The organism is Variovorax sp. H27-G14 (genome assembly GCF_046156345.1).
Classification (GTDB): domain Bacteria; phylum Pseudomonadota; class Gammaproteobacteria; order Burkholderiales; family Burkholderiaceae_C; genus Variovorax.
Genome location: NZ_JAYLVN010000001.1, coordinates 816,602 through 829,725, shown reverse-complemented (window position 1 = coordinate 829,725; position 13,124 = coordinate 816,602). Strand labels below are relative to the sequence as shown.

Below are 13,124 nucleotides of genomic sequence, written 5' to 3'. Positions count from 1 at the left end.
GGTCACTTTGCCGAAACGGCCGCGACACCCGCGTTCGCCAGGTACGCGTTGCTGTAGGTCTTGGACAGGTCGATGTTCTTGCTCTTGACCAGCGGCTTGTAGGTGGCCAGCACCTTCAGCACGGTCTCGGGGCCGCCCGCGGGCATCTTCGCGTCGGTGGTGAACATCGGCAGCGACGCCTTCAGCGCCGTCACGTACAGCTCCTTGTCGTTGCCGTAGTAGTCGCGCGGCACCTTCTCGGCAATTTCTTCGGCGCTGTGGGTGTGGATGTATTCCATGGTGCGTGCAAAGGCGTGCGCCAGCTTGGAGGCCTCCGCCTTGTGCGACTCGGCCCAGGTGTTCTGCACATAGAGGCTGGCGGCCGGGTACAGGCCGCCTAGCGCCTTGATGGTGTCGGCCTCGGTGCGCAGGTCGACCAGCACCTTGGCGTCGCCGGTCTTCAGCATCTGCGACACGGTGGGCTCGGTGGTCATGCCGGCCTGGATGCGGTCCTGCTTCATGGCCGCGATGAAGGTGTTGCCGGCGCCCACCGGCAGCAGCGAGTAGTCCTTGGATGCCACGCCGGCGCGGTCGGCCAGGTAGCGCGTGAGGAAGTCGGTGGACGAGCCCAGCCCGGTCACGCCCAGCGTCTTGCCGCCCTTGGCGTCGGCCATGGTCTTGAAGCCCGCGGCGGCGGCCTTGGTCGACACCATCTCCACCTCGCCCGGCACCTTGCAGAACACGGCGATGGCCTGAATTTCCTTGCCCTTGCTCTGCAGGTCGATGGTGTGGTCGTAGAAGCCCACCACGCCCTGCACCGCACCGGCAATGAGCTGGTTCTCCGCATCCACGCCCGCGGGCTGCGACTGCAGCTCGACGTTCAGGCCTTCGTCCTTGAAGTAGCCCAGCGCCTCGGTGAGCTTGGCCGGCAGGTAGATGATCTTGTTGATGCCGCCCACCATGATGGTGATGGGCGCGTCGGCGGCCTGGGCGAGTGGCGCGGTGGCGGCGAAGGCGGTGCACAGGGCGGCGGCCAGCAGGCTGCGACGGGTGGTGAACATGGACAGGCGCATGGTGTCGGGTCTCCTTGTTGGAATCGGTTTGAACGCCCGCATGCATCGCTTCTGCTGCAGGCCGGGGCCAGTCTAGGAAGCGGCGTCTTTCGGCCAGCTTTCGCAGGCGTGCGTGATTTGTCATGGTTATCCCTAGGGCCGGGAAATGCTTCCCAAGCTTCCTAGAATCCACGGCCACCACCCCCGACCCCCATGAAGCTGCTGCTGATCGAAGACAACCCGCAACTCGCGCACTGGCTCTCCAGCCTGCTGCGCGCGCAGGACTTCGTGGTCGACCACGTGGACAACGGCGACGCGGCCGACCGGCTGCTCACGCAGACGGCCTACGACGTGGTGCTGCTCGATCTCAACATTCCGCAGCTCTCCGGCAAGGCGGTGTTGCGTCGGCTGCGCGAGCGTGGCGACACGGTGCCGGTGATCATCCTCACGGCCACGGCCTCGCTCGACCAGAAGGTGCTGTGTCTGGAGATCGGCGCCGACGACTATCTGGTGAAGCCTTTCGAAATTCGCGAGCTGGTGGCGCGCATCAAGGTGCTGGTGCGCCGCCAGACGCCGGGCAAGGCCAACGACATCGCGTGTGGCGACCTGCGTTACGACCTGCGCACGCGGCAGTTCGCGCTGGCCGACGAAGAGCTGGCGTTGCCGCCGCGCGAGCGCACGCTGCTGGAGACGTTGATGCTGAAGGTGGGGAGCACGGTGTCGAAGCAGGCGCTGATCGATGCGATCTTCGGGCTGGACGACGAGCCCAGCGCGGACGCGGTGGACATCTACATTCACCGGCTGCGCAAGAAGCTCGAGGCGAGCCAGGCGACGATCATCACGCTGCGTGGCGTGGGGTATCTGTTGCGTACGCGGCAGGAAGACTAGGGTGGGGCTGTTCGTTGTGCGCTGTTCTTCAGGGCGGCGCTCACGCCGACGGGGTACCTTGCTCCGCGAATGTCCCCCGGGGCTGCGCCCCTCCTCCTTTATTTCGCTGCGCAAGGCACCCCATCGGCGTGAGCGTTATCCAGAGCAGTCGTTGATCGCAGGATCACAACGAGCGTGTCTAGTGCACAGGGCGTCGGGTGCTCCCCGCAGCGAAATAAAGGAGGAGCGAAGCGGGGGACATTCGCGGAGGGGAGCACCCGGCGGCCTGTGCACCCGCCCTGAACGACAGCGCCTTGAACAACAGCGCCTTGAACAACAGCGCCCCGAACAGGAGCCCGCCACATGAAACGCGCCAGTCTTCGCTTGCGACTGGCCTTGTGGCTCCTGCTGCCACTGTCGGTGTTCGTGGCCATCTGCGGCTACCTCAACTGGCGCAACGCAGCGGAGGTTGCCGACTACGTGCAGGACCACGACCTGCTCTCCTCGGCCAAGGTGCTGTCGGACCGGCTTATCTGGGAAGGCGACGACGTGCAGGCCAGCGTGCCGCCGTCGGCGCTCAGCCTGTTCGTGTCGCCCGAACGCGACCGCGTCTTCCTCAGCGTGACCGGCGCCAACGGCGAAGTGCTGGCCGGCTCGGCCGACTTTCCGCTGCCCGCCGTGCGCAAGCCCGAAGGCGTAGACCGCGCACAGTGGTACGACACGCAGTTTGCCGGCGTGCCGCTGCGCGCCGTGGTCACCACGCGCGCCATGTACGAAGCAGGCGGCGCGCGCGACATCACCATTGCCGTCGGCAAGACCGAAGGCAGCCGCAACCACATGCTGCGCACGCTGTGGTGGCCTTCGATGCAATACCTGCTCATTGCGCTCGTGCTGGCCATTGCGCTGGCCGTGGTGGCGCTGACGCTGGAGCTGCGCCCCATCGTGCGGCTCAGCCAGCAGCTCGCGCAGCGCGACCCGCTGCACCTCGACCTGGTGGTCGACCCCGCCGCGCTGCACAGCGAACTGCGGCCCGTGGCCGACACCATCAACCGCTTCGTCGGCCAGCTGAAGGCGCACTCCGAGGCGCAGCGCCGCTTCATCGCCGACGCGGCACACCAACTGCGCACGCCGCTGGCCATGCAGGCCTCGCAGATCGAGTTTGCGCGCTACACACGCCAGCACCGCGGCGAATGGGACACGCGCCGTGCCGACATGGACGCAATGTGGGTCGCCATGCAGACCAGCAACCGCCGTCTCGTCGACGTGACCAACAAGCTGCTGCTGCTCGCGCAGGCCGAACATGGCGACGCGCACACGCGGCTCGAACGGGTCGACCTGGCGGTGGTGGCGCTGCGCTGCGTGGAGCAGCTGGCCGCACTGGCGGACCGGCGCCGCATCGACCTTGGGCTGGAGGCGCCCGATGCGGCCTTCGTGCTGGCGCAGCCCGCGCTGCTCGACGCGCTCACGGGCAACCTGCTGGACAACGCGCTGCGCTATACGCAGGAGGGCGGTCGCGTGACCGTCGGCGTGCGGCAGGTGGACGGCGTGGTGAAACTGACGGTGGAAGACAACGGCCCGGGCATTGCGCCCGAGGTGCGCGAACGGGTGTTCGAGCGCTTCTACCGCGTGGCCCAGGACACCGAGGGAACCGGGCTGGGCCTGGCCATCGTGCGCGAAATTGCGCGGGCCTTCGATGCCAATGTGGACCTGGCAGCCAACCCGCGCGAGGCGAGCGGGCTGCTGGTCACGGTGACGTTTGCGCCGCCGGAAGGGCAGGCGCAAACGTCGTAGGCCTTACAGGCCGGCGGCTGCGCGCAGGGCGGCGGCTTGCGTGGTCGCTTCCCAGGTGAACTCGGGCTCTTCGCGGCCGAAGTGGCCGTAGGCGGCGGTCTTCTGGTAGATCGGGCGCAGCAGGTCGAGCATCTGGATGATGCCCTTCGGACGCAGGTCGAAATGCTCGCGCACCAGGGCGGCGATCTTCTCGTCGGAGATCAGGCCCGTGCCTTCGGTGTAGACCGTGATGTTCATCGGCTCTGCCACGCCGATCGCGTAGGCGACCTGAATCTGGCACTGGCGCGCGATGCCGGCGGCCACGATGTTCTTGGCCACGTAGCGCGCGGCGTAGGCGGCCGAGCGGTCGACCTTCGACGGGTCCTTGCCCGAGAACGCGCCACCGCCGTGCGGGCAGGCGCCGCCGTAGGTGTCCACGATGATCTTGCGGCCGGTGAGGCCGCAGTCGCCCTGCGGACCGCCGATGACGAAGCGCCCGGTCGGGTTGATCAGAAAGCGCGTGTTCTGCAGCCATTCCTTGGGCAGCACGGGCTTGATGAGCTCTTCGATGATGGCTTCGTTGAACGAGGCCTTCATCTTGGTCGGCGTTTCGCTCTGGTCAGGGTGGTGCTGCGTCGACAGCACCACAGTGTCGATGCTGTGCGGTTTGCCGTCCACGTAGCGCATCGTGACCTGGCTCTTGGCGTCGGGGCGCAGGAAGGGCAGGCGGCCATCTTTGCGCAACTGGGCCTGGCGCTCCACGAGGCGGTGTGCGTAGTAGATGGGCGCGGGCATCAGCTCGGGCGTTTCGTCGCAGGCGTAGCCGAACATCAGGCCCTGGTCGCCGGCGCCGGTGTTCAGATGGTCGTCCGATGCGTGGTCCACGCCCTGGGCGATGTCGTTGGACTGCTTGTCGTAGCAGACCATCACGGCGCAACCCTTGTAGTCGATGCCGTACTCGGTGTTGTCGTAGCCGATGCGCTTGATGGTGTCGCGCGCGACCTGGATGTAGTCGACGTGCGCGTTGGTGGTGATTTCACCGGCCAGCACCACGAGACCGGTGTTGGTCAGCGTCTCGGCGGCCACGCGGCTGCGCGGGTCCTGCTCGAAGATCGCGTCCAGGATGGCATCGGAGATCTGGTCGGCAACCTTGTCGGGGTGGCCTTCGGAAACCGATTCGGAAGTGAAGAGGAAGTCGTTCGCCATTTTTCAAAGCTCCTTGAAGTGAATTGGCGCGTTGCCAACTCTGCGGAGCCCTGGCGAACGCTTTAGCAGATGTCGAGAAATCGACGGGGCACAATCGCCATGCGCTTGTGTTTGTCGCCCTGCAAGTTGTTCCGTAACTCGGCGACAATTTGGATTCTATTCGAGCCGCGCCTACCATGCGCGCGCGTCCGTTTTTTGACCCTCCCCCCTCCCGTTTTCCCGTTTCAATGATCACCCTGTTCCGCCTGCTTGCCCGCGTGCCCATGCCTTTGATGCATGGCCTCGGCGCCATGCTGGGCTGGCTGGTGTGGTGGAGCGCGCCGGGCTATCGCCGCCGCTTCAAGGCCAACGCCGAGAGCGCGGGCTTCGCGCCCGACCAATACCGCCCCGCCATTGCAGCCGCCGGCAAGATGGCCTCCGAACTGCCCTGGCTGTGGCTGCGTCCCCATGGCCAGACGGTGCTGAACCGCGTGGTGCGCTGGGAAGGCGTCGAGGCCTTCGAGGCCGCCATGCAGGCGAAGAAGGGCGTGATTCTGGTCGCGCCGCACCTGGGCAGCTGGGAGATGTGCGGCCAGGCCATCGGCGAGCGTTTTCTTTCTGCCTACGGGCCCATCACGGCCTTGTTTCGCCCGGCGCGCAAGAAATGGATGGCCAACCTGATCGCCGCCGGCTCGCGCGACCGTCCCGGCCTGCAGACCCTGCCCACCAACAACAGCGGCGTGCGCGGCCTGATCCGCACGCTGCGCAGCGGCGGCTACACCGGCATCCTGCCCGACCAGGTGCCACCCCTGGGCCAGGGCGTGTGGGCGCCGTTCCTCGGACGCCCCGCGTACACCATGACCTTGCTTCCCCGACTCGCGCAACAAACCGGCGCGGCCTGCTTCCTGAGCGTGTGCGAGCGCCTTCCGCGCGGCGCGGGCTACGTGATTCGCTTCGAGCCCCTCGTCGGCACCGCGCTGACCGACCCCTCGGCCTCCGTGGAGGATGCGGCGGCCGCCATGAACGACGGCATCGGCCGGCTGATTCGCAGCCTGCCCGGCCAGTACGTGTGGGACTACGCCCGCTACAAGGAGCCGCGCGCCGAGCGCGTGACCGCCGCCACCGGGGAGGCCGCATGAGCTTCGGTTCCAAGCTCGGCATCGGCTTCATGCGCGCGATTGCGCCGTTGCCCCTGCCGGTGGTGCGCGGCTTTGGCGCGGTGCTGGGGCGCATTCTGCACAGCGTGGCGGTGCCGCGCCGTCGCGTGGTCGACACCAACCTGGCCGTCTGCTTTCCGCAGAAGTCGCAGGCCGAGCGCCGCGCCATGGCGCGCGAAACCTTCGTCTATGTGGCGCAGTCGTGGCTGGACCGCGGCTGGCTCTGGCATGCGCCCGAGAAGGTGGTGGCGAGCCGGCTTAAGGTGGTGGGCGCGGCCCCGGAGATTGGCGAGATCGCGGACGGCCACGCGCCCATGATCCTGTTCGCGCCGCACTTCTACGGGCTGGATGCCGCGGCCACCGCGCTCACCATGCACACGTCGCGGCCCTCGGCCACCATCTACACGACCCAGCGCGACCCCATGGTCGACGCCTGGATCCGGGAGGGCCGCACGCGCTTCGGCGACGTGGCCGCGCTCAACCGCGTGGACGGCATCAAGCCGGTGCTGCAGGGCCTGCGCAAGGGCGGCCTGCTGTACCTGCTGCCCGACATGGACTTCGGGCGCGACCAGACCATCTTCGTGCCGTTCTACGGTGTGCAGGCGGCCACCGTGCCCTCGCTCTCGCGCTTTGCGCGGCTGGGCAAGGCCAAGGTGGTGCCGGTGGTGTCCAGGCTCACGCCGGGCGGCTACGAGATCGAGGTGCTGCCCACTTGGCAGAACTTTCCGACCGACGATGTCGAGGCCGACACGGCCCTCATGAACGAGCGCCTGCAGGGCTACATCGACACCATGCCGGCCCAGTACTACTGGGTGCACCGCCGCTTCAAGACCCGCCCCGAAGGCGAGCCGCCGATCTACTGAGCGCGCTGCAGGAAGGCCTCGATCTCGCTGGCGACCAGCTGCGGCTGCTCGTGCACGATCCAGTGGGTGGCGCCGGGCACCTTCTTGATCTCGAGCTTGGGCACGTAGTCGTCCAGCCCTTCGAGCAGGCCCGGCAGCAGCGCTGCGTCATCGAGCGCCCAGAAGACGAAGGTCGGCACATCCACCGTGAGGCGTTCGCGCGGCAGCACCGGAATGCTGTCGACGCCCTGGCCCGGCAGCGGCGGCTTCATCGGCGTCACGCGGTACAGGTTGCACGCGCCCGTGAGGCCCGCGCCCCAGACCTCGCGGTACTGCTGCTTGACCTCTTCCGTCAGCCAGCCGAAGCCGTCGGGGCCGGCCTTCATCAGCGTGAAGAAGGGCCACATGCGCTTGAAGTCGTCGGCCGCCAGCAGGGTCTCGGCGTCGGGGCGCGCGAGGAAGTGCATGTACGCGCTGGCCTGCTGCTGCGCCGGGTTGTTGCGCAGCTCGCGGGTGAAGGTGCCCGGGTGCGGTGAATTGATGATGACCAGCTTGCCCACCTGCTGCGGAAACGCGTTGGCATAGCCCCAGCCGAAGGCGCCGCCCCAGTCGTGGGCCACCAGCGCGGCCATGGTGCCGTCGGCGCTTTCGGTGGCCACGAGCTGCTGGATGTCCTGCACGAGCAGGTGCGGCCGGTACGACGCCACGTCGGTCGGCGCGCTCGACTTTTCGAAGCCGCGCAGGTTGGGCGCCACGCAGCGGTAGCCGCCGTGGGCAGGGTCGGAGAAGTGCGCCAGCAGCGCGTCCCAGATGAACGCTGCTTCTGGAAAGCCATGCAGGAACACCATCAGCGGCCGGCCCGGCTTGCCGGCGGCGCGGCAACTCAGGGTGGTGCCGTTGGGCAGGCTGCGTTGGAAGGTCTCGATCATGCTTGTTGTCTCCTTGGGTTGACTGTCGCTCTTCTTTTGATAGTGAACCACGCACGCTGGACGGCCATAGCAGCCTGTTGGGGTATCAGGCTTCTGCGGGCGGCTCCGGCGTGTCGGTTTCGGCTTGTGGCGCGGTTGCAGCAGCAACAGCAGCAGCGTCAGCAGCATCAGGGGCCGCGGCACCTTCGGGGTGCACCCAGCGCCACAGCAGCTCGGCCGCTTCGCCCACGCCCTGCTTCTTCAGGGCGGAGAACAGTTTCACCTCACCACCGCCGGCGTTCAGTCGCGTGATGGACAGCACCTTGGCGGCTTCGGTGCGCGTGAGCTTGTCGGACTTGGTCAGCAGCACGAGGAACTTCAGGCCTTTTTCCACGCGCGGACGAATCACGTCGAGCAGGATCTCGTCGAGCTCGGTCAGGCCGTGGCGTGGGTCGCACATGAGCACCACGCCGCGCAGGCTCTCGCGCGTCATCAGGTAGTTGCCCATGACGCGCTGCCAGCGCAGCTTGGCTTCCTTGGGCACGGCCGCGTAGCCGTAGCCGGGCAGGTCGGCCAGCACGGCGTCGTCGACCTTCTGCTTGCCGATGCCGAACAGGTTGATGTGCTGCGTGCGGCCCGGCGTCTTCGAGGCGAAGGCCAGGCGCGTCTGCTGCGTCAGCGTGTTGATGGCGGTCGACTTGCCGGCGTTGGAGCGCCCGACGAAGGCGATCTCGGGCAGGTCGACCGGGGGCAGGTGTTCCAGCTGCGGAGCGCTGGTGAGGAAGTGGGCGGTGTGCATCCAACCCAGGGCCACGCGTTCGCGTTCGGCGACCTGGGGGTCCGCGGCGGGCGCCGCGCGGGGAGGATAGGCAGCGGGCTTGGCGCGCGGGAAGGGCATCTACGGACTTTCGAAACTAGACCCACATTGTAGAATCGTGAGGTTTTGCGCCAATAAATTCGAAGCGAAGCCCCCCGATATGAAGTTGTTTGCCAATATTCTGCTTGCGGCCCTGGTGGGCCTTGCATCCAGCGCAAGTCTTGCAGCCGATGAGCACGCGGCAGCGCCGAATGCAGCAGCTGCGGCGCCCGCCAAGCTGCCCAAGCCGGACCCGGCAAAGGGGGACACGCTGTTCAGCGCCAGCACCCCCACCATCCAGAGTTGTGCCTCGTGCCACAACGCAGATGGCAACTCCACCATTGCAGCCAACCCGAAGCTGGCGCAACAGCACCCCGAATACATCGTCAAGCAGCTGCAGGAGTTCAAGTCCGGCAAGCGCAAGAACAGCGTCATGACCTCGATGGCCTCGCACCTCAGCGACCAGGACATGCGCGACATCGCCTGGTTCGTGGGTTCCAAGAAGGTCAAGGCCGGCTTCTCGAAGGACAAGGACACCGTGGCCATGGGCGAGAAGATTTTCCGCGGCGGCATCGGCGAGCGCCAGATCCCGGCCTGCGCCGGCTGCCACAGCCCCAATGGCGCCGGCCTCCCGGCCCAGTACCCGCGCCTGGGCGGCCAGAACGCCGAGTACACCGTGGCCCAGCTCACGGCCTTCCGCGACAACGTGCGCCTGAACAGCGCGCCCATGACGGGCGTGGCCGCCAAGCTCAACGACCGCGAAATAAGGGCCGTGTCCGACTACATTGCCGGCTTGCGCTAGCCACACCCCTGGCCATCACGCGCGACGAGCGTGAACTAACCGCCGATAACAACCCCAAACAAAGGGCGGGCCCATCCAGAAGGATGGCCCGCCTTTTTGTTTTTCCCCACTTCCTCATTTCTTTCGCCCGATGTCCGTCTCCACACATGGCCTTCGCGTTCGCCGCGGCCCGCAAATGCTTCGCGCTGCGGTGGAGCTGTTTTCTTCGATGCGCTTCGCCATTGCGTTGCTCACCGTCATCTGCATCGCGTCGATCATCGGCACCGTGCTCAAGCAGCACGAGTCCATCAACAACTACATCAACCAGTTCGGGCCGTTCTGGGCCGAGCTGTTTCGCGCCGCCAAGCTCGACGCGGTCTACAGCGCCTGGTGGTTCCTGCTGATTCTGTTGTTCCTGGTGATCAGCACCTCGCTGTGCATATCGCGCAACACGCCGCGCATCCTGGCCGACCTGAAGACCTTCAAGGAAGACATTCGCGCGCAGAGCCTGAAGGCCTTCGGCCAGCGTGCGGAGAACCGGCTGGGTGAAACCCCCGAGGCCGCGGCCGACCGCATCGGCAAGCTGCTGGTGAGCGGCGGCTGGAAAGTCAAGCTGCAGCAGCGCGAGGCCACCCAGGGAAGCCGGGCGACAGACGCGGGCTGGATGGTGGCGGCGCGCGCCGGCGGCGCGCACAAGCTGGGCTACATCGCGGCGCACAGCGCCATCGTGCTGGTGTGCATCGGCGGCCTGCTCGACGGCGACCTCATGGTGCGCGCGCAGACCTGGTTCAACGGCAAGAGCGTGTACACCGGCGGCGGCATGATCGCCGACGTGCCGCCGCAGTACCGCCTGTCGGCCAGCAACCCGACCTTTCGCGGCAACATCCTCGTGCCTGAAGGCGGGCAGGGCAGCGTGGCCATCCTGAACCAGTCCGATGGCGTGCTGCTGCAGGAGCTGCCGTTCTCCATCGAGCTGAAGAAGTTCATCGTCGACTACTACTCCACCGGCATGCCCAAGCTCTTTGCGAGCGAGGTGGTGCTGCACGACCGCGAGACCGGCGAAGCGGTGCCCGCGCGCATCGAGGTCAACCACCCGGCCAGCTACAAGGGCGTGGAGATCTACCAGTCCAGCTTCGACGACGGCGGCTCCAAGGTGAAGCTGCAGGCCGTGCCGATGGCCGCCGCGGCCAAGCCCTTCGAGGTGGAGGGCGTCATTGGCGGACCGAGCACCGAGATCACCAACGGCAAGGACAAGCTCACGCTCGAATTTGCCGCGCTGCGCGTGATCAATGTCGAGAACTTCTCCGACGCCGGTGCCATGCGCAGCGGCGCCGACGTGCGCAAGGTCGACCTGCGCCACGACATCGAGTCGCGCCTGGGTGCGGCCAACAAGGTCAACAAGCCGAAGGTGCTGCGCAACATCGGGCCGAGCATCGGCTACAAGCTGCGCGACGCGTCGGGCCAGGCGCGCGAGTACCAGAACTACATGGTGCCGGTCGACACCGGCGACGGCCAGCCGGTGTTCTTGCTGGGCATGCGCGAGAAGCCCGAAGACCCGTTCCGCTACCTGCGCGTGCCGGCCGACGACCAGGGCTCCATGGACGGCTTCGTGCGCATGCGCACCGCACTGGGCGACGCCGACGTGCGCGCCCGCGCCATCGAGCGCTACATCACCAAGGCGAGCGACCCGAAGCGCCCCGAGATGGGCGCGCAGCTGCGCGTGTCGGCCACGCGCGCACTGGCGCTCTTCGCGGGCAGCGAGCGTGCCAAGGCCGACGCCACCACGGTGGGCGGCTGGCAGGCGATTGCCGAGTTCATGGAAGTCAACGTGCCCGAGGCCGAGCGCGAGCGCGCCGGTGGCGTGCTGGTGCGCATCCTGAACGACGTGCTGTTCGAGGTGCTCAACCTGAGCCGCGAAAGCGCCGGCCAGCCAGCGCTGGCGAACGACGAGAAGTCTCAGGCCTACCTGACGCAGGCCGTGCTGGCCATCAGCGACGCGCACTTCTACCCGGCCCCGGTCGCGATGATGATGACCGACTTCACCCAGGTTCAGGCCAGCGTGTTCCAGGTGGCGCGTGCCCCCGGCAAGAAGGTCGTGTATCTGGGCTGCCTGTTGCTGATCATCGGAATTTTTGCCATGCTGTACGTGCGCGAGCGTCGGCTGTGGGTGTGGCTCTCGCCCGTTTCGCCTGACGGCACCGCCCCTGAAGGCACCACAAGCGCCACGATGGCGTTTTCTGTCAACCGCAAGACCATCGACAGCGACCGCGAATTCGAGCATCTCAAGCACAAGCTGCTCGCCCTGAACAAAGAAGCACCCGAGACACCATGAACACCACGACCCTCACGCTCAACGAAAGCTGGCGCTCGCGCCGCAACCTGTTCGACTGGGTGTTCGCGGCGCTGGTGATCGCCGGCGGGCTGTTCGCGTTCACGCGCTACGCGGGGTCGATGGACTACTACGAGAAGCCGATTCTGGTGGGCGCGATGATCGCGATGATCGCCATCGGCTGGTTCTGGCGGCCGCTGCGCGTGCTGGCCATCGTGGTGGCTGCGGCGTCGCTGCTGGCCATCAGCTCTTACCAGGGCGACCTGGCGCGCGCGGACACGGTGTTCTGGCTCAAGTACTTCCTGTCGAGCCAGTCGGCCATTCTGTGGATGAGCGTGCTGTTCTTCATGAGCACCATCTTCTACTGGCTCGGTTTCTTCGGTGGCAAGCAGGCCGACACCTTCGACATGATCGGCTCGCGCCTGGCCTGGGCCGCGGTGACCATGGCGCTCATCGGCACCATGGTGCGCTGGTACGAGAGCCATCTGCTCGGCCCGGACATCGGCCACATTCCGGTCAGCAACCTGTACGAGGTGTTCGTGCTGTTCTGCTGGCTCACGGCGGCGTTCTATCTGTACTTCGAGGAGCGCTACAACACGCGCGCGCTCGGCGCCTTCGTGATGCTGGTGGTCAGCGCGGCGGTGGGCTTCTTGCTTTGGTACACCATCGTGCGCGAGGCGCATGAAATTCAGCCGCTGGTGCCCGCGCTGCAGAGCTGGTGGATGAAGCTGCACGTGCCCGCCAACTTCATCGGCTACGGCACCTTCTCGCTCGCGGCCATGGTGGCCTTCGCCTACCTCATCAAGGAGCAGGCTGAAGAAAAGCGCTGGTACAAGCTCACGCCCATCTGGCTGCTGGGCGTGGCGCTGTGCTTCGTGCCGGTGGCCTTTCGCCAGCGCGTGCAGGAAGCCGGCGGCAGCTACTGGGTGGTCTATGCGGGCATCTCGGCGCTGATTGCCGCGGGCATTTTGCTGGGGCGCAAGCGCATCGCGGCGCGCCTGCCGGCCAACGAGGTGCTCGACGACGTCATGTACAAGTCGATCACCGTCGGCTTTGCCTTCTTCACCATCGCCACCGTGCTGGGCGCCTTGTGGGCGGCCGACGCCTGGGGTGGCTACTGGAGCTGGGACCCGAAGGAAACCTGGGCGCTGATCGTCTGGCTCAACTACGCGGCCTGGCTGCACATGCGGCTGGTGAAGGGCCTGCGCGGCACCGTGGCGGCCTGGTGGGCGCTGGGCGGCCTGGCGGTGACGACCTTTGCTTTCCTGGGCGTGAACATGTTCCTGAGCGGGCTGCACAGCTACGGCACGCTGTAGGCGGCGGGCCTGGCGCCTTTGCGTGCCTTTGACGAAGAATTGAAACCACGCGCCGCAATGGCGCGTAACCAAATCAGGGCTG

General features: G+C 66.8%; 11 protein-coding genes. 7 read left to right on the top strand and 4 right to left on the bottom strand.

All coding sequences use genetic code 11. The annotated features are described in order from the left end of the window. Window positions 1–2: 2 nt before the first annotated feature. Complete coding sequence (locus VLK31_RS03900) at window positions 3–1,040, bottom strand: ABC transporter substrate-binding protein (protein WP_409167359.1); 1,038 nt, start codon at window positions 1,038–1,040, stop codon at window positions 3–5. A gap of 204 nt (window positions 1,041–1,244) precedes the next feature. Between VLK31_RS03900 and VLK31_RS03895 the strand changes: the two genes are divergently transcribed. Next, window positions 1,245–1,919 carry a response regulator gene (locus VLK31_RS03895; protein ID WP_409167047.1) on the top strand — a complete coding sequence of 225 codons (675 nt, stop codon included), beginning with the start codon at window positions 1,245–1,247 and terminating at the stop codon, window positions 1,917–1,919. Between the two features lie 342 nt (window positions 1,920–2,261). Then, window positions 2,262–3,689, top strand: a complete 1,428-nt coding sequence (locus tag VLK31_RS03890; protein ID WP_409167046.1) for a sensor histidine kinase — start codon at window positions 2,262–2,264, stop codon at window positions 3,687–3,689. A 3-nt stretch (window positions 3,690–3,692) separates the two neighbouring features. Here the strand turns inward: VLK31_RS03890 and metK are convergent, their stop codons facing one another. Beyond that, the gene (gene metK / locus VLK31_RS03885; protein ID WP_409167045.1) at window positions 3,693–4,874 is read right to left on the bottom strand and encodes a methionine adenosyltransferase; all 1,182 of its coding nucleotides are present in this window, start codon (window positions 4,872–4,874) and stop codon (window positions 3,693–3,695) included. Between the two features lie 227 nt (window positions 4,875–5,101). Here metK and VLK31_RS03880 point away from each other — a divergent pair, with 227 nt between their 5' ends. Further along, window positions 5,102–5,992, top strand: a complete 891-nt coding sequence (locus tag VLK31_RS03880; RefSeq protein ID WP_409167044.1) for a lysophospholipid acyltransferase family protein — start codon at window positions 5,102–5,104, stop codon at window positions 5,990–5,992. Further along, on the top strand, window positions 5,989–6,873 hold the full coding sequence (locus VLK31_RS03875; RefSeq protein WP_409167043.1) for a lipid A biosynthesis acyltransferase: 885 nt from the start codon (window positions 5,989–5,991) through the stop codon (window positions 6,871–6,873). The genes VLK31_RS03880 and VLK31_RS03875 overlap by 4 nt, the downstream gene beginning before the upstream one ends. Here VLK31_RS03875 and VLK31_RS03870 read toward each other — a convergent pair. Together VLK31_RS03870 and yihA are read right to left on the bottom strand one after the other, a co-directional pair. Next, on the bottom strand, window positions 6,867–7,781 hold the full coding sequence (locus VLK31_RS03870) for an alpha/beta fold hydrolase (RefSeq protein ID WP_409167042.1): 915 nt from the start codon (window positions 7,779–7,781) through the stop codon (window positions 6,867–6,869). The two genes, VLK31_RS03875 and VLK31_RS03870, sit on opposite strands and share 7 nt — an antisense overlap. Window positions 7,782–7,866: 85 nt before the next feature. Further along, window positions 7,867–8,658 (bottom strand): ribosome biogenesis GTP-binding protein YihA/YsxC, encoded by a 792-nt coding sequence (yihA, locus tag VLK31_RS03865; protein WP_409167041.1) that lies wholly within the window; start codon window positions 8,656–8,658, stop codon window positions 7,867–7,869. A 79-nt stretch (window positions 8,659–8,737) separates the two neighbouring features. Between yihA and VLK31_RS03860 the strand changes: the two genes are divergently transcribed. The 3 genes from VLK31_RS03860 to ccsB all read left to right on the top strand — a co-directional run bounded on the left by VLK31_RS03860 (window position 8,738) and on the right by ccsB (window position 13,042). After that, window positions 8,738–9,418, top strand: a complete 681-nt coding sequence (locus VLK31_RS03860) for a c-type cytochrome (RefSeq protein ID WP_409167040.1) — start codon at window positions 8,738–8,740, stop codon at window positions 9,416–9,418. 130 nt (window positions 9,419–9,548) lie between these two features. Next, entirely contained in the window at window positions 9,549–11,729 is a 2,181-nt protein-coding gene (locus VLK31_RS03855) for a cytochrome c biogenesis protein ResB (protein ID WP_409167039.1), read from the top strand. Next, window positions 11,726–13,042 carry a c-type cytochrome biogenesis protein CcsB gene (gene ccsB / locus VLK31_RS03850; RefSeq protein WP_409167038.1) on the top strand — a complete coding sequence of 439 codons (1,317 nt, stop codon included), beginning with the start codon at window positions 11,726–11,728 and terminating at the stop codon, window positions 13,040–13,042. The genes VLK31_RS03855 and ccsB overlap by 4 nt, the downstream gene beginning before the upstream one ends. The last annotated feature ends 82 nt before the right edge of the window (window positions 13,043–13,124 follow it).